This window comes from Clostridium thermobutyricum, assembly GCF_000371465.1.
Taxonomy (GTDB): domain Bacteria; phylum Bacillota; class Clostridia; order Clostridiales; family Clostridiaceae; genus Clostridium; species Clostridium thermobutyricum.
The window spans coordinates 95,903-113,241 of the sequence record NZ_KB850956.1 but is presented as its reverse complement, the minus strand read 5'-3'; the positions used below and the strand labels follow the sequence as shown (position 1 = coordinate 113,241).

At 25.0% G+C, this 17,339-nt stretch carries 14 protein-coding genes and 2 riboswitches; of the genes, 1 reads left to right on the top strand and 13 read right to left on the bottom strand.

Annotated features, from left to right (window positions below; all coding sequences use genetic code 11):
• From HMPREF1092_RS17030 to HMPREF1092_RS00475, 10 genes are all read right to left on the bottom strand, one after another.
• Nucleotides 1-1,037, bottom strand: a 1,037-nt coding sequence (locus HMPREF1092_RS17030; protein WP_002596618.1) for a hypothetical protein, incomplete at its 3' end; no start/stop codon positions are given.
• 96 nt (nt 1,038-1,133) lie between these two features.
• A riboswitch (cyclic di-GMP riboswitch) is annotated at nt 1,134-1,217 on the bottom strand.
• Nucleotides 1,218-1,307: 90 nt separating this feature from the next.
• A riboswitch (cyclic di-GMP riboswitch) is annotated at nt 1,308-1,392 on the bottom strand.
• Nucleotides 1,393-1,708: 316 nt separating this feature from the next.
• Nucleotides 1,709-2,824 (bottom strand): hypothetical protein, encoded by a 1,116-nt coding sequence (locus tag HMPREF1092_RS00515; RefSeq protein ID WP_002596617.1) that lies wholly within the window; start codon nt 2,822-2,824, stop codon nt 1,709-1,711.
• 110 nt (nt 2,825-2,934) lie between these two features.
• Nucleotides 2,935-3,171: a hypothetical protein gene (locus tag HMPREF1092_RS00510; RefSeq protein ID WP_002596616.1), complete on the bottom strand. Its 237-nt coding sequence runs from the start codon at nt 3,169-3,171 to the stop codon at nt 2,935-2,937.
• 45 nt (nt 3,172-3,216) lie between these two features.
• On the bottom strand, nt 3,217-5,286 hold the full coding sequence (locus HMPREF1092_RS00505) for an elongation factor G (protein ID WP_002596615.1): 2,070 nt from the start codon (nt 5,284-5,286) through the stop codon (nt 3,217-3,219).
• Nucleotides 5,287-5,514: 228 nt separating this feature from the next.
• The gene (locus HMPREF1092_RS00500) at nt 5,515-6,909 is read right to left on the bottom strand and encodes a L,D-transpeptidase family protein (protein ID WP_002596614.1); all 1,395 of its coding nucleotides are present in this window, start codon (nt 6,907-6,909) and stop codon (nt 5,515-5,517) included.
• A 337-nt stretch (nt 6,910-7,246) separates the two neighbouring features.
• Nucleotides 7,247-8,191 (bottom strand): glycosyltransferase family 2 protein, encoded by a 945-nt coding sequence (locus HMPREF1092_RS00495; protein ID WP_002596613.1) that lies wholly within the window; start codon nt 8,189-8,191, stop codon nt 7,247-7,249.
• A 128-nt stretch (nt 8,192-8,319) separates the two neighbouring features.
• Nucleotides 8,320-10,143 carry an LTA synthase family protein gene (locus tag HMPREF1092_RS00490; RefSeq protein ID WP_002596612.1) on the bottom strand — a complete coding sequence of 608 codons (1,824 nt, stop codon included), beginning with the start codon at nt 10,141-10,143 and terminating at the stop codon, nt 8,320-8,322.
• A gap of 1 nt (nt 10,144) precedes the next feature.
• Entirely contained in the window at nt 10,145-10,519 is a 375-nt protein-coding gene (locus tag HMPREF1092_RS00485; RefSeq protein WP_002596611.1) for a GtrA family protein, read from the bottom strand.
• Entirely contained in the window at nt 10,503-11,942 is a 1,440-nt protein-coding gene (locus HMPREF1092_RS00480; RefSeq protein WP_002596610.1) for an ArnT family glycosyltransferase, read from the bottom strand. The genes HMPREF1092_RS00485 and HMPREF1092_RS00480 overlap by 17 nt, the downstream gene beginning before the upstream one ends.
• Nucleotides 11,924-13,399 (bottom strand): glycosyltransferase family 39 protein, encoded by a 1,476-nt coding sequence (locus tag HMPREF1092_RS00475; RefSeq protein ID WP_002596609.1) that lies wholly within the window; start codon nt 13,397-13,399, stop codon nt 11,924-11,926. The genes HMPREF1092_RS00480 and HMPREF1092_RS00475 overlap by 19 nt, the downstream gene beginning before the upstream one ends.
• A 216-nt stretch (nt 13,400-13,615) precedes the next feature.
• On the opposite strand from HMPREF1092_RS00475, the gene HMPREF1092_RS00470 reads away from it, so the two are divergent.
• The gene (locus HMPREF1092_RS00470; RefSeq protein ID WP_002596608.1) at nt 13,616-15,007 is read left to right on the top strand and encodes a DUF2334 domain-containing protein; all 1,392 of its coding nucleotides are present in this window, start codon (nt 13,616-13,618) and stop codon (nt 15,005-15,007) included.
• Between the two features lie 231 nt (nt 15,008-15,238).
• Here HMPREF1092_RS00470 and HMPREF1092_RS00465 read toward each other — a convergent pair whose 3' ends face one another.
• The 3 genes from HMPREF1092_RS00465 to HMPREF1092_RS17025 form a co-directional block, all read right to left on the bottom strand.
• Nucleotides 15,239-15,685, bottom strand: coding sequence for a VanZ family protein (locus tag HMPREF1092_RS00465; protein WP_002596607.1), 447 nt, complete (start codon nt 15,683-15,685; stop codon nt 15,239-15,241).
• Between the two features lie 515 nt (nt 15,686-16,200).
• Complete coding sequence (locus tag HMPREF1092_RS00460; protein WP_002596606.1) at nt 16,201-16,644, bottom strand: hypothetical protein; 444 nt, start codon at nt 16,642-16,644, stop codon at nt 16,201-16,203.
• A gap of 229 nt (nt 16,645-16,873) precedes the next feature.
• Complete coding sequence (locus HMPREF1092_RS17025) at nt 16,874-17,014, bottom strand: hypothetical protein (protein ID WP_002596605.1); 141 nt, start codon at nt 17,012-17,014, stop codon at nt 16,874-16,876.
• Between the last annotated feature and the right edge of the window lie 325 nt (nt 17,015-17,339).

Genomic DNA, 17,339 nt, shown 5'->3' with positions numbered 1-17,339 from the left:
TTTCCGTTATCAGTTATATTTACTAAATGATATCCTTCTGGTATATTTGGTGTTTTTAAATTTGTTTTCTTTCCTAATTCCCCAGTTGCACTTTCTGGAGTTCCTATAATTTTTCCATCTAGACCTTCTATACTTATTGTTGTTTTTATCTTACTTGAATCTGGTATTTTCCCTGGATTTAAATTTATATTTATCATGCCATTTCCCATTACAACCCATGCTTGATTCTCTGGACAAACAAAAGATGCTGGCATTTTAGAAGTTAAATATGTTCCATTTCCTGCATTTTGATAATAATCAAGCTTCTTTATAGTATAGTTTACTGCCCCAGGTATATATTGTGTAAAATATCTTGTAAATTTACCGTCCTTATTTTTTATATAGAAATATATATTTCCCGCTGATTGGGAATTAGTATAAACATTAACTGTTCCATCTTTTGCTATTTTAACTTGTTTTAATTGCTTTATTTCATTAACTTGACTTGTTGTACTAAGTGGATTTAATGAATAATATACATCTTCACCATTATATTCTTCTGGTAACTTTGATTTTACTTTAATTTGAAACACATCTAAAGCATGAAATTCAACTCCTTTCATTTCATACGCTAAAGTACACTTACTTAAATCAAATTTTTCGAATTGTGAATTAGCTATATAAAATTTTACATTTAATGGTTTGTTTACAGGAATATCATTACCATTTTCAGCTTTCGGAACTATATAATGCTTTACACCATCTATCATTGTAGTTTTAATTTCTCCAACTGTAACTTGTCCATAACCTTCAACTTCTACATAAAGATATTTTCCACTTATATCTTTATCACTACTAAAAGTTATATTATTTAATGATATATAACTTGCTTGATCATAAGCATCTATATTATTAGTAATATTTGAATTATTTTGCTCTTGAACTTTTATATTAGCAACATTATTAATATTATCTGCATGAGCAATTACAGGATTCATATAAATTCCTCCTACAATAGTTGCAGTTGCTATAATAACAGCTATTTTTTTCCTATTCAATGAATTTCCCTCCTAAAATTAAATTTACATAACTTAAATTCTTTTTATTAAAATAATTCTTTATAAATAAAAAGACTGATTTTTTCAATTTCTATTGAATAAATCAGTCGGTTGCACTACTAGCTCTATACATTTAAAGTGCCCAAATAAAAAATGTATTTCAAAGCTTCAGATTTTATATTAATTTTAAATATATTTTATTTATTAATCTCTATATAACAAAAAATGTATTTTTAAAAATAAAAAAACTGATTTTTTCCAATTTCTATTGAATAAATCAGTCGGTTGCACTACTAGCTCTATACATTTAAAGTGCCCAAATTAAAAAATGTATTTCAAAGCTTCAGATTTTATATTTTATAAGATTTTATAAATTATTTTTTATAAAAAACATAAATGACTATAACAATTATACATATTTTTTTATTTTTTTTAATAACCATATATTTTTTAATATTAACTTTATATTCATTTTTTTATTCATTACTTATATAAAATATATCTTAAAAAAAATTATTTTATATAAAGCAATCTAAAATAAATTAATACTTTTTTAAATTTAATTACAAATTCTGTGTAATGTATTTATAAATATGTAGTTTTATAAAAATTCTACAAATAAAAAAGATAGATATAAAATAGTTATATCTATCTTTCTAATTTTATATTTATTATCTTGAGCTTGAAAGTGAATCTTTAACTGTATTTGCTTCACTCATAAGTTGTTTAAATAAAGGTGCTGCTTGCTTGTTACTATCTAATGAATTCATAGGTGCCTGTCCGTATACAAAATATTGTCCGTTTATTACTTTAGTTATTTCATTGTCTAAAAGTCCATCCATTTCTCCATTTCTTTCAATAGATAACATAAATACTGGCTCTTTTACGTCCTCTGAAGTGAAATTAATTATTATTCCATCACCATATTCTTTTATTAATATATGATTTACCCAATCTGCTGGAATAGTAAATTTTATTCCTAAAGCATTATCAGTATAAACTACATTTTTTGAAGTTGAAACTATATCACTATTTTTCTTATTTAATTTTACATCATCAGCATTTTTTGATTTTTCTTCTTTTTGTTCTAGTGCTTTTCTTTGCTTTTGAAGTTTTTCTTTATCTGCAGCTACTTTATTTGCTTGTTTTTGATTTTCTTGTTGAATTTGATTTGTTATCTTATTCATATCATTAGATATTTCTTCTTTTTGAGCTTCTGTTGCCTCTTGTAAGTTTATACTATTTAAGATTGTTTTTGCAGAATTAATATCTCCTGATTTTATAAGCTTTTCACCTTCAGTAATTTTTTGTGATATTTCTTTTGTGATATTTGATTTTTCATTTGAATTATTTGTTTTGTTAGTTGTATTACTTGTTTTTTCTTTAGTACTACTTACTTTATTTTTTTCTGATTTTTCTTTTTCAATTATCTCATTTTTAAGATTATTTATATCATCTTTTATTGCATAATTTATATAACTGCTTGGTATGTTATTTATATAATTTTCTGCTTCAGTTAAATTATTATTATCATAACTTTGTTTTGCATTTTCATAACCTTGTATTATATTTATTAAATCTAATACTTCTTGATTATTTTTATCTTTATTTTCTACTTCTTTAAAATCTTTTAAAGCTTCTGTATAATTTTTTTGGCTTAATGCTGTTTTGCCTGCTTGTAATTCTTTATCTATAGGATTTGAATTTCCACATCCTACAAATATTCCCCCTGCTATAACTGCAGCCGCAACTATTACAACTGCTATCTTTTTACTTCTTTTAATCATTTTGTTTACTCCTTAAAGAATTTCCTCTATTGTTTACTAAATTACCATAAATTATAATTTTCTATTCTATAAATATCAATATAAACAAATTTATTTAACATAATATTAATTTAGTATACTTTGTTAGCTTCTATAATACAGCTTCCATTTTCATTTATCTGTTCTTTAATTTTTACAAAATTATTTTCTTCAAATATTTGATTAATCATCTCTAGATTTATCAAATTTTTATTTTCTATATTCATAGTAAAATTATCATTAACATCTATTACTCCAAGGTAATCATGAATATTTCCATATTCATCTTTAGTAAGTTCTTTTTTTACATTCATTATATAATTTGACATAAAAAAACCTCCTTGCATTTTTATTATGCCAGAAGGTTTTCTTTTTTATTCTTCTTTACTTTCTATTAATTTAAGTGTCTCTATTTTAGATAACTCCTCATGTCTTGAATATTCTACTTCGAAATATCCTCTTCCTCCTGTCATTGCCTGAAGGTCTGTTGCATAGGTATATAATTCACTTTCTGGAACTTCAGCTATTACAGTCTTCACCTCTCCTTCTCCTTCCATTCCTAAAACTCTTCCCCTCCTCTTATTTATATCTGAAATTATATCACCCATACTTTCATCTCTTATATAAATATTTACCTTCATTATAGGTTCTAAAATTATAGGTTTTGCAAGCTCTATTCCTTTTTTATATGCTATAGAAGTTGCTATCTTAAATGCCATTTCTGATGAATCTACAGAATGGCTTGACCCATCATAAAGAGTTGCTTTAAGCTGAACTAATGGATATCCTAAAAGAACTCCTTTTTTCATACAATCTTCTAAAGCTTTTTCAACTACTGGTATAAAATTTCTTGGAACAGCTCCTCCAACTACATTATCTACAAATTCTAATCCTTCTTCTCCATCTAATCTTCTTTCAAATTTTATTTTTACATCACCATATTGTCCATGTCCTCCAGATTGCTTTTTATGCTTACCTTGAACATCAGAATGACTTGTTATAGTTTCTTTATAATTAAATTTAGGCTTTTTAAATAAAACCTCTGCTCCAAATTTCTCTTTTAATTTACTTTCTACCACATCTAAATGAAGTTCTGATACTCCACTTATAACTAATTCTCCTGTAACTTCTCTTCTTTCTAATTGCAAAGATTTATCTTCTTCTATTATTTTGCTTAATCCAATATTTATTTTATCTTCGCTACCTTTATCTTTTGGATAAACAGCCTTATGCATCATAGGCTTTCTAAAATTTAATTTATCATAAACAACATTATAATCTAATGCAGTTATTGTATCTCCAGTTTCTAATGAATCAACTTTTGCTATAACTCCAATATCCCCTGCAATAATCTTATTTGCTTTTTCTGTATTTTTTCCATTAATAAAATATAGATTTGATATCTTTTCTTCTTTTTCTTTTAATCTATTTATAACTAAATCATTACTAGAAATTTCTCCTGTAATCACTCTAAAAAATGATAGTTTTCCTGCAAATGGATCAATAGAAGTTTTAAATATAAATGCGGAAAATTTTTCTTCTTCATCTAAGCATATATGGTCAGTTTCATTATCCTCTCTAATACACTTTTGAGCTAATGAAAATTCTGGATCTGGAAAAAATCTAACTATATTATCTAAGAGACTATCCATTCCTATTCCATTAGTTGCACTTCCACACATTACTGGTGCTATTTCTCCTCTTGCACAACCATCTAAAAGCCCTTTATATAATTCTTCAGAAGTTAAAAAACCTTCATTAAAATATTTATCTAATAATTCTTCTCTTGTTTCAGCAACAGCTTCAGTAATCATTTGCTTACATTCTGCTACTTTTTCTAGAAGCTCTTTTGGAATTTCAGTTTCCTCAATCCTTTTAGTTTTATAGTTGTAAATTTTAGCTTTTTCTGATATGACATCAATTATTCCTCTAAAGTTTTCTCCTATTCCAATTGGATATTGAACAGGCACTACACTTATCCCAAAAATTTCTTTCAATTCATTTAATGTCTTATCAAAATTTGCATTTTCTCTATCTAACTTATTTATAAAAAATGTTCTTGATAATTTAATCTTATTGCAATAATCCCAAGCTTTTTCTGTTCCTACTTGAATACCAGATACACCACAAACTACTATATTGGCTACATCAACAGATCTCATTCCTTGAATACTTTCACCATAAAAATCAAAGTATCCTGGAATATCTAAAAGATTAATTTTTATATTATTTTTTTCTATTGGAATAACTGAAAGAGATATAGAAAATCCTCTTTTCTTTTCTTCTGAGTCAAAATCACTTAAAGTATTTTTATCTTCAACACGTCCCATTCTATCAATTAAACCTGTTGTATAAGCTATTCCTTCAACTAAAGATGTTTTTCCTGTTGCTCCATGTCCTATAAAACCAATATTTCTAAGATTTTTAATACTATAATCCTTCATATCTCCCAGATTGCTTATTTTACATTTTATGAAAGCAATCTTTTCACCAGCCTTTCAAAACTCTTTTCTTTATATTTATGAAAAGGTTTAATACAGTATGAGATATTTAGCTATTAAATAATTAAATTATTTAAAAATAATAAAAATTAGTATTTTAAAATTATTTTATGTATACTCCTTTAATGAAAAAAGAAAGGATAATAAATTATTATCCTTTCTTAATCTTTACTAATTATAACAAACTACTATAGTTCCAGGAGTTATATTATCAAATACTGTTTGTGCAACTTGTGGTGGTAAATTTACACATCCATGAGATCCACTTGTTTTATATATATCTTTACCAAATTTATCTCTCCACCATGCATCATGAAGTCCTATTCCCCCATTAAAAGGCATCCAAAACTTAACTGGAGTATCATAATCTTTACCTTTTAAATGTGTATTAGCTTCTTTATATTTTATATAATATACTCCTTGTGGAGTAGCATCATTTTTACTTACATTTCCTGTAACAACATCACTTTGAACTATAAGCTTTCCATCTTTATAGTACCACATATGTTGTGTTGAAAGATTTACCTCTACATAAGTATTTCCTAATCCAACAGTTCCATAAGGCAATCCTTTTTGTGAATAAATAGGTTTTCTCTCAATTTGTTTTCCCTCTTTTATTTCTGATATTAAAGTTTGAACTTCATCTGAAACATTTATTTTCCATCCAAAGTCTCCACCTGAAACTGTTGCAGTGTTTCCTAATGAAGTTTTAAATGTTCTAGTTTTTCCAACTGTATTATATTTAGCTGCTAATGAATTAACAAACTCTGTTACTAATTGATTACTTACTACAACATTCATATCTTTATTTACTGATAACCACTTATGAATAGTACTTCCATCAACTACAATTTTATTATTTCCTATATCATAAGTTACTTTAGAAGACACATATTTATTTAATTCCTTTTGAGCTTCAATAACTTTTGGTGAATTAGATAAATATGTTGGATTTTCATAACAATTTAAATTTTCTAAATTTATTTGTTTTTCTCCATTTTCAATAGCATTTAAAATTGCTTCTGTTGCCTTGTCCTTATTTAGCTTATTTCCGTAAACTTCTTTTACTATTTCATATTTTCCGTCTACATATTTAAAACTAGCATTTTTAGGTGATATAACTTTATACTTATTTCCGTAGAAAGTAGTGTTTAAAGTTTTATTTAATAATTCCTTATCATAAGATTTTGAAACAGAAATTTTAGTATCATTACTATTGAAAATTTCAATTCCCCATTTAAATGGATTTTGTCTGTTTTTAAGTTTCATAACTTCATTTTGATTATAGTTCAATCCAATATCATTATTTGTTAATTCTACGTTTAACCCATCTCGACCTTCTACTTTTAACTTATATCCATCAAATTTAGATTCTATTTTCGCATTTGCTTGTACAACTGTATCTCCAGAAATATTTACAGAATCAATAGATGAACCAAAATAGAAATGATCAACGAAATACATAGATAGCCCTAAATACACAACAATTAAAATAACTATTATTGTAATAATTCCAATTATAATCTTTCTACTATTTGTAGATTTTAATTTACTATGTTTCCCCAAAATATTTTCTCCTTCGTTATTAATACTAGCAATTTTTAAGATTTAATATCTTTTTAATTATTATACCATTATAATTAATCTATTTTATTACAACAATTTAATCATATTATATTATCCATATTTGAATCTCTTTTTTAAAAATAAATATTTTATTTTAAAATTTATTTATCACTTAAAATTTTAGTGTTTTAACAAATTAATAATTTAAATGTATATTTTTATTAATTTACTAAATCTTATCATTTTAATATTTTGAATAAAAGTTAATAGTTAAATAATGTTATTATATTCTTAATATAATAGATAAAATAAAAAATAGTATCTAATTTTTTAGATACTATTTTTTATCTTCTTCAAAATTTATTTTATCTCTAATAATATAAAGAGGTCTTTTATTAACTTCATCAAACATTCTAATTATATATTTTCCTAATATAGAAATAACACCTAAAATTATAGCTGTTACAAAACTAATATATGTACTTAATACAATTAAATTTGTTATACTATGTTTAATAATTCCTTCAACTATCATCCATATTATTTGAATTCCAAACACTACAAAGAATATGATTGATAGGCCACTTATTATATTTATTGGCTTATGTGAAAAAGATATTATACCATCTTCTGCTAATTTAAGCATTTTCTTTAATGGATATTTAGATTCACCTGCAAATCTTTCTGCTCTATCAAATTCTACATAAGTTTGGTTGAAACCAAGCCAAGAAACCATTCCTCTAACGAAACGATTTTTTTCTCCCATACTATTAAAAACATCCACAACTTTTCTGTCCATTAAACGATAATCCCCAGTATTTTTAGGTATATCCACATCTGACATAAAATCTAAGAACTTATAAAAATATTTTGCTGTTAATAATTTAAAGAAAGTTTCACCATCTCTTTTCTTTCTTTTTGCATACACAACATCATATCCATTTTCCCAATTTTCAACCATTTGTATTATAAGTTCTGGTGGATCTTGAAGATCAGCGTCAATTACTACAACTGCATCTCCTTTTGCTTCTTTAATTCCAGCTGTTACTGCTATCTGATGTCCAAAGTTTCTTGCAAAATCTATTACTTTAATATTTTTATCTTCTTTTGCAAATTCTTTAAGCGCAGGTAATGTACCATCTGTTGAACCATCATTTACAAATATTATTTCATAATTATAATTTTCAAAGCTTGACATTACTTCTGTTAATCTTTTATAGCATTCATTTACCACTTTTTCTTCAAAATACATAGGCACTACTACTGATATTAATTTCTTCATTCGCTTATCACCCTAAAATTAAAATTTCATATATTACTGTAACACTTTTACACATCTTTAACAAGATGTAATAATCTATAATATAAAAACTGCTTCAAAACATAAAATGTTATGAAGCAGTTATATTTTTAATTATCTATTTTATTTTCATATTTATAGTAATTATTATTTATTATATACTCAGCTATTTGATAAGCTTCTTTTAAATGCTCCCTTTCTTTAGGGCTTGGATTACCTACAATTTCATTACCTTTTAATACTGTAGCATTTATTTTAGTATTTAAAAGATTTCTTCCCATTATAGGAACTTCTGGTTTTACTCCTAAAAGATTTAATACTGTTGGCATTATATCCATATGACCACCAATAGTATTTATTTCTTGTCCTTTAATTCCTTCACTATATATTATAAATGGAATTTTTTTCTCATATTCTTTCCACCAATCTCCTGGAAGATTTATATCTTTTAACTCATCATCATAATATTTATGAACTCCACCATGATCTCCATATATAACTAAAATAGTGTCTTTCATCATTCCTAAATTTTTAAGCTTATTTATTAAAAATCCAATCTGTTCATCTGCATAATGAGAGCTTTGGAAATATCCACCTAACTTTGTCTTATCTAAATCCTTCGGTAAATTCAAGTTTCTATAATCATCTTTTATATCAAATGGTCCATGATTAGATAAGTTAGCAATCATTGAGAAAAATGGATTTTTTACGTCTTTTAATTTATCAATATATTGATTGTAGAAAGTTCTATCTGATAAGCCAAATCCAACTATCTCATTAAACTCATAATCATTTGAATCCCAAATATTTTTAAATCCTAATGCATTTGAATGTGCTTCTGCCCAATTATAATCTCCTCCAGGTTCTGCTCGGGTAGATATTGCAGTATATCCTTTCGAATTTAATATTCTTGCCATAGAAGGATATTGAGTATATGGATTAGTTAAGAAAGTAATACTATTTCCAAGAGTTAACATCCCTGTATTAACTAACATATCACAATCAATACTATTTCCTCCATTATTTTGCTCATAAATATTATTAAAATATAAAGAATGTTTCACTAATTTATTTAGAACAGGAGTTATTTCTTGTCCATAAACTTTTTCTCCTATAACAAAATCCTCTAAAGACTCCATCTGAACAAATATAACATTTTTTCCTTTAAACATCCCAAAGTATTTATTCTCTGGCAGATTTTCTTCATTCTCTTTGAACCATTCATTTATTTTATCTATTTGCTCTATATTAGGCTTTCTATTATAAGCTTCTATTGCTTTATAATTATCATAAACAAAATATGCAAGAGGCCACATATTTCTCATATCTTGAGCTGAGCCCCAATCAGTTGCTATAAAATTAGTTGATCCATTATCTGATTTTCTTATATCGTATTCATAGTATGTCCCATAAATTGCAATTATTGAAATTATAACCCCTAAAATAGTTGCCAGAATATTTCTTTTCTTATCAAAGAATACCTTAGTTTTAAAAAGTAATAATGCTATTATAGGTAAATCTAAGATATAAAATAAATCTGTGATACTAGGATTAACAATTCCCCTTTTCATCGGATTAAATAAATCTGGGAAAAACATTAATCCTATTCCTAAATATTTTCCCGAAGCTCTAAAATACCAAATATTTATTATTAGAAATATAGAGTATAGGATATCTATTATAAATAGATATCCTAACTGCTTCTTATTTTTAAATAAATATGCTGGAAATACTAAAATAAGAATACATGCTAAATGTGCAGGCAACAAACTTATTTGTGGTGAGAATACTGCTGGAGTATATCCTGTTTTTGATGTTCCTATAGTCACAAATATAATTGTTTTTAAAACCAAACATATAAAAACAAACCATATTATTGCATTTTCAAGATCTAAATTTATTTTTTTCTTAGCCCATATCCCCTCTATATTCATCTTAATCCCTCTTCTCTCTAAATGTCCAAAGCTTATTTCCGAAAAAGTTAACTACCATCATAATTATTGTTACTAAAATTTGAGCTACTGTTTTATTTATACCAAACTCTTTAACAAATACAAATAATAATAAGTTATTTAATCCTAGTACAATTAAATTTACTATTATGAATTTAGTTACTGTTTTTGGTGATTTACTTTTAGCTTTAAACACCCATCTGTTATTCCAAATATAACTATTTATCATACCAACTCCAAAACCAATTGAGTTAGCAACTATATAGTTAACACCGAAATATAGTAATATGTTATAGACTACCCAGTTTATAACTGTATTAATTATTCCTACAAATCCAAATTTAATAAACTTTTCCATTTTTGATCCTCTCTAATCCTGACATTGCCATTATAATAAATATCCACGCAACTATATATGCATATCTTCCTTGAGTTTCAGTAATTAAGTATGTTATTCCATATCCACAGAACATCATATAGAAAAGGTTTATTAACCCATTTCCTTCTCTTGTTCTTTTTCTATTAAATAGTCCTATAACAGTAAATAACATAATTACTGCAAATACTAATTGGAATATCCCAAGTCCACCATTATTAAAGTATACTATCATTTGATCTGGCTTCATATTAAGCTCAGTCCAATACATTCCTGATGCAGTACCTTCACTCCATTGCATAACATATTTTTCTAAATAAAACTTTGCTAAAACACTTTTTGGTGTTTCAGTTAATCTATCATATATTATTTTATCACATGCTTTTATTATTTCTTGTCTATTAAAATGATATTTTTCAGGAATCGCTGCATCTTCTGGATTCCATCTACCACCACTTTGTATATTAGTTCCCTTTAATATACTAGTTATATTAGGTTCAGTTCCATTAGTTAATAACGTATCAGTAACACCAGCTTTTATTAATATTAATCCTGTTCCTACTGTTATTAATTGAAAAGCAATTACTATAGCAACTAAATTAACTATTTTAGTTCTCCATTTTTCTCTTGTATATATAACAATAAACATTCCCATAGCTACAAGAGTTACTACAGCAACCATTCTAAATAAATTTCCTATTCCTAGTGCTAATCCTGAAACAAAAAATAACCATGGACTAGATTTTTTCTTTATACAGCGAATAAAAATATATATGCTTAACATATAGAAAGGTATAGCAATATTTTCAGTTACCAAAACTCCAACATAAGTTATAAGTGGAGGAAAGGTTGCTGTAAGAATTGCTCCTATTAATCCATATTTTTCACTATCAAAAACTTCAGCTATTATTCTATACATTAAGTATATACACCATAACCCAAGTAATAAATTAACTATTTTCATAGCTATTATATTATGAGTAAACATCTTTATCATAAATGCCATATATACAGCCATAGGTACTAAATGAGGAAATCTACCTAAATATCCAGTTCCAATAAAAGCTGAATTATTTCCTTTTAATAATTCTTGTCCACTAACATACATAGTATGAAAATCAGATTGAGGCATTGTATCTGCATTTAACATCCAAAGAATCCTAAGTATTGCTCCCCATACTATAATTATTATCATTTTGTTCCTTGATGACATATTCTTATTTTTAACAAGATATAATCCACCAAAGAAAGTTATTAAGTATACTGCTATTGTGATTACAGATGATATATCAAAATCTTTTGTATATACTGCAACTGCACCAAAGGCTGTTATTAAGACAAGCCCTAGTAGTATTTTAAGTGCATTAGTTACAAAAGCAGTAAATCCTAATCTAAACTTCTCCATTTACTTTCTCCTAACTTTTTTTCAAATAAATTTACTCCACTCATTGCGAGTACGATAAAAATCCAACACACTATAAAAGTGTATCTATCTTGTCTTTCAGTAATTAAAAACATTATCCCGTATCCGCAAAATATAAAATACAGTAGATTTATTCCTTTAAACTCTTTTAATGCATTTCTATTAAAAAGTCCAATATATGAAAGCACTATTAAAGCTAAATAAAATAATCTTATATACCATATTCCATTTTGGCTTATTCGTATTTTCATTTGGTTATCATCTAAACTATGTTCTGCCCAATAAGCTCCTGAAAATTCTCCATTACTCCAAATTCCAGTATATTTTTTATAATAGAACTCTATAAGCTCATCTAAAGGAGTATTAGTGATTCTATTCCATATTATTTCTTTGCAAACTTCTTCAATTTTTTCTTTATCAAAATTATAGGTTTCAGGTATTATTGCATCTTCATGAGTCCATCCCCCTCCGCCTTCTATATTAGTTCCTTTAAGAATATTAGTAATCTTAGGCTCACTTCCAGCCCAAAGATGTTGTTCTGTAAATCCAATACTTTTTAACCCAATACTTATAGCTATTAATGGTATTGCAAAACCTAAAATAACTACTGCCCCTTTTTTTGCTCTTTCTAAAATAATATCATTACAACAAACTATAATATATAAAATAAAAGCAATCATAATAATAGTAGCAACCATTCTAAAAAGGTTCCCAATGGAAAGAGATACACCTGCTAAAAAAATACCTAAATATTTCTTCTCACTATGTATAAATTTTAAAAAAAGGTATAAAGATAATATATAAAAAGGTATTGCTTGATTTTCATTGCAATAAACAGCTGTATATAAAATTAATGGTGGATATAGAGCCATTATTAAAGCTCCTATTTCTCCATAAATATTCTTTTTAAATATTTCCCTGCATAAAAGATATATAGCTAAAATTCCCAAAGCTGAAAAAATACAATTTACAATTTTAACTGCTATAAATGTATTAATAGGAAATAAATCTCTCATAAGTGTTGCAAATAATAAAGGAATAGTTAAATGAGGAAATCTTGCGAAATATCCTGTTCCATACATTTTAGAATAATTCCCCTTCAAAATTTCATATGTAGTTCTATATATGCCATTATAATCAGATACTGGAATGCTATCTATAGATAGACCCCATGTTAATCTTATTATAAAGCCAATCAATATTAAAATTATAACTATATTTTTACTTTTAATATTTCTCTTTTTTAAAAATAAATAAACAAAAACTATAGAAATTGTAACTAATAAAAAACATATGTCAACTTTTCCAAATTTATTTTTAGCTAATTTTAAAGCTTCATAAGTTGTAAAAACAACAAATCCTAATAAAATCATCAAAGCAACATTAACAAAGCTAATAAATCCAAAGCTTATTTTATTCCATTTTTCTTTATTAAGCATTAATATATCCTACCTCTCATATTCTTTAATTCCCAAATTCTCACTTATAAATTTTATCATATATATTAATAATTTAATACTTTCTATATTAATTTTAATATAATTCATTTTGTTTATTTCTTATTTTTTCCTTATTTTTAGTAAAAAAATCCCATAACTCATATTTAAGTTGATATAATATATTATCTTATAAATTTATTAAAAGGGGATTTATTTATGGGGAAATTAAAAAAAATTATTATTGTAGCTACTTTAACTATTTTTTCTATTGCTTTAATTTATGGAATTTCTTTCTACTTTAGTTTTTTTCAAGGTGATATTATTATAAAAGATGGAATAGTAAAAGGTAAATCAATAAATAAAGAAAAACTTTCTAGTTATAAAAGTAATGGTTATACTTCAATTAATACTTTTGAATCTCAACCTATAGAGGAAATTTCAGATATAAAAATATCTATATTAAATAAAAATTTACCTAAAGATACAAAAATTTTATTAAAAAGCCAACGTTACTATATTCCTTTAGATATTGTCTGCTCAAAATTAAACTTTAAAATTATAAATAACAAGCCATTAAAAATAACAAATGATAAACTTAAAATAAATTTTGTTAATAATAATAAATGTAATATTAACGACAACACATATTGGCTTAGAGGTGGTATAATAGAACATAATAATCAAAAATTCATTTCAATATCTGATATAGAATATATATTTGGATTAACTGCAATATTTAATTCAGAAGAAAATTCAATCTCTATTATGAAGTCTAATATTAATAAATCATTAGACAAACAATTTCCATTACAAAATGGTAAAGTTGCATTAATAAGATTTGAAGATATTACAGCAGGAGGTTCTTTCTATGATACAGAGAACCAAGCTAAATTTAAAGCTATAGGAGATTTTATGTACCAAAATAATCTTAAATTCAATATAGCTTGGGTTCCAAGATATATTCATCCAGATAATAATATTGATAATGACTTATTAAAAGAAAAAAATATAAATAATGCAGGCTTTATAAATGCATTAGACTATTTAATAAACTGTGGCGGAAGAATAGGATTACATGGATATACACATCAATCTAATAATACTGTAAGTACAGTTGGAAGTGAATTGACTAGAAATGATAATTCTTCAGAATCAGAAACTAGAGCTGTTATTGAAAATGCTATAAATACATCTACAGCTTTAAATATTCCTGTAAGCTTTTTTGAAAGTCCACATTATCATGCAACTAAAAGGCAAAAAGAAATTATAGGTGAATATTTTCAATATCAATATGAACCATATAGTATTTTAAATTATATAGGATTAAAAACAACTAAAAATAATAATTTATTTATTCCAACACCATTAGGATATATTAAAGATAGAAACTCTAAAAACATAGTAGAAAAATTAAAAAATCCAACTTCTAATCTTCTATGTTCTTTATTCTATCATCCATCACTAGAGCTTGATTATATAACTCTAGATAGTAAGAATGATGTTTTTAATTTTAACTTTGAAAAAGATTCAATATTAACTTCGTTAGTAAATGCCTTAATAGAAAATGGATATTCTACAATCCATCCTTCTGACTTTGGCACTTATTAAATATACACCACAATTAAATCGCAAAAAAAGAAAAGGATATATCAAAGGAAAATCTATATTATAGAAAAACCTTTTTGATATATCCTTTTTGCTTAATTAAATTTAAATTTCTATCTATTAATTTACATATTCAAATATATATCTCTAAATATATATTATTTTTAGATATACATCTATTTTTAATTATGACTCTATTTTTAACCTATATCTACTATTTTTATAACTATATATCTAAACTGATAGTTTATTTTTTAAGTTTATCATCCATATTACTAATACAGAAAATATTCCTCCAGAAGTGTCTATAATAACATCAGTTATTTTCCCTGCTCTACCAGAAACAAATAATTGATGAAATTCATCTGAACATGCATAAAAGAATACTATTAATACCGCAACAATTCTAGCTCTTTTCTTTGTAAAATAATTTTTCATAACATTATAACTTAATAATCCTAATATAGCATATTCAGAAAAGTGAGCACCTTTCCTAACTATTGTAGTCAACAAACCAATATTATTACCACTTGAATCAATACCTATAGACTGTAATAATTTAATTACAAATCCACTTTGTGAATTAGAAATATCAGCTGGCTGAGCAGACATATAAAAAATAAATATCATCCAAATCACTAAAAGTATCCAAGAAAAAATAATTCTATTTTTTTTATACATATAATATCTCCCCCCAATTTACTCAATATAAATTCTAATATAAAATTTATAACGAGTAAACTTATAATTTATAAGATAAAATATGCCTCTTTAATTATATAACATTAAATTCTCACTCTCATATAAATCTTCTAACTAAAAAACTCTAAAGTATAATATTTTAAAATATATAATTCTAAATAATAATATATTTTTACAATATAATTATTTATCAAATATAATAGTATTACTATTTAAGATATTACTGTTTAGGAATATCACTATTTAAAAATAAAAAAATAGAACATTAAAAAATAACTATACATCTAATATTACGATTTTTTATCATTATATTAGTAGTAATTATCTAAATGTTCTATATTTCATATTATATTTTCATTATATATTATTTCAAATTTTAAATTGATCAATCATACGTTGAGGTAAATATTAAAGAAAATATCAACAGAGTATATAATAGTACCTACATTTTATCCACATTAAAGCTTTAAACTATACAATTTATTAGCTATATCCTATCTTGATTCAATCATATATCTATTTATATATGCTAAAGATTCTTCTAAAATTCCTTGCCCTTTTTCTATGTTCTCAACTTTTATCTCTAAATTACACATTCTTTGATTTACAGAATATAAAGCTTCTTTCACTTCATTTAAAATTCTTTCCTTAGATGATATTTGATTACCATACTCATCTACAAATATTTTTTCAGGTGGTTCTCCACATTCAACACATTTTGCAAATACATTTTTCTTCTCTGTATCAACAAATAATTTAAAAGCTTCATTTTTGCATTCATTACAACTAGATACTAAATAATATCCAACATCATTTAAAATATAATCTGATTTTTCACCACATTCTCTACAAGTAGCTCTCAGTTTATTATCAATACTTTCTATAAAAAAATTATTTCCACTACATCCATCTCTTTGACATACAACAGTTCTTATCATTATAACCCCTCCTGATTATTAGAAAAACTTTCTAATAAAATAAATAAAGTTAACTAAAATTTAGTTCCAATTCTCTAAATAAACTATATGATAAAAATATGATTAATATTCCTATTCTTTTAAACTATTATAAATTGTTTACAACATTTCTTAACTTTATTTTACTTAATAATAAAAAAAGATAGGTTTTAAATAAAACCTATCTTAAATTGATAATTTAACTATATGTCTAATTTAAGTTATTTATTTTATTTTCAATATCTTTTATTTTTTTATCAATTTCAGAAGTTTTTTTATTGGCTAAGATTAAATCTCTCTTTTCTAATTTTAATTGTTTAAGAGTCTCTTTTAATTCTTCAATTTTTATCACAAAAACACTCCCCATCTTTAGCTAATTAATAAGCATGCATATTTTTATATTATATAATATCTATACATTATATGTTCTGTTAATATTTTCTTTAATATTTATCTCAATTAATCTTTATATTATAATTATAATATAAGTTATTATTAAATATGTATCCAAAATTATAATTTTAGTATATATTAACGATTTAATATATGTCTATTAAAAACAAAAAAGTCATGAACAAAAAGTTCATGACTTTTCCACCTATTTGGTGGAGGTAAGGAGATTCGAACTCCTGACCCCCTGCGTGCAAGGCAGGTGCTCTCCCAACTGAGCTATACCC

Coding starts and splice junctions, on each gene's coding strand:
- HMPREF1092_RS00515 (WP_002596617.1), bottom strand. CDS start 2,824: ATGATTAAAAGAAGTAAAAAGATAGCAGTTGTAATAGTTGCGGCTGCA.
- HMPREF1092_RS00510 (WP_002596616.1), bottom strand. CDS start 3,171: ATGTCAAATTATATAATGAATGTAAAAAAAGAACTTACTAAAGATGAA.
- HMPREF1092_RS00505 (WP_002596615.1), bottom strand. CDS start 5,286: ATGAAGGATTATAGTATTAAAAATCTTAGAAATATTGGTTTTATAGGA.
- HMPREF1092_RS00495 (WP_002596613.1), bottom strand. CDS start 8,191: ATGAAGAAATTAATATCAGTAGTAGTGCCTATGTATTTTGAAGAAAAA.
- HMPREF1092_RS00490 (WP_002596612.1), bottom strand. CDS start 10,143: ATGAATATAGAGGGGATATGGGCTAAGAAAAAAATAAATTTAGATCTT.
- HMPREF1092_RS00485 (WP_002596611.1), bottom strand. CDS start 10,519: ATGGAAAAGTTTATTAAATTTGGATTTGTAGGAATAATTAATACAGTT.
- HMPREF1092_RS00480 (WP_002596610.1), bottom strand. CDS start 11,942: ATGGAGAAGTTTAGATTAGGATTTACTGCTTTTGTAACTAATGCACTT.
- HMPREF1092_RS00475 (WP_002596609.1), bottom strand. CDS start 13,399: ATGCTTAATAAAGAAAAATGGAATAAAATAAGCTTTGGATTTATTAGC.
- HMPREF1092_RS00470 (WP_002596608.1), top strand. CDS start 13,616: ATGGGGAAATTAAAAAAAATTATTATTGTAGCTACTTTAACTATTTTT.
- HMPREF1092_RS00465 (WP_002596607.1), bottom strand. CDS start 15,685: ATGTATAAAAAAAATAGAATTATTTTTTCTTGGATACTTTTAGTGATT.
- HMPREF1092_RS00460 (WP_002596606.1), bottom strand. CDS start 16,644: ATGATAAGAACTGTTGTATGTCAAAGAGATGGATGTAGTGGAAATAAT.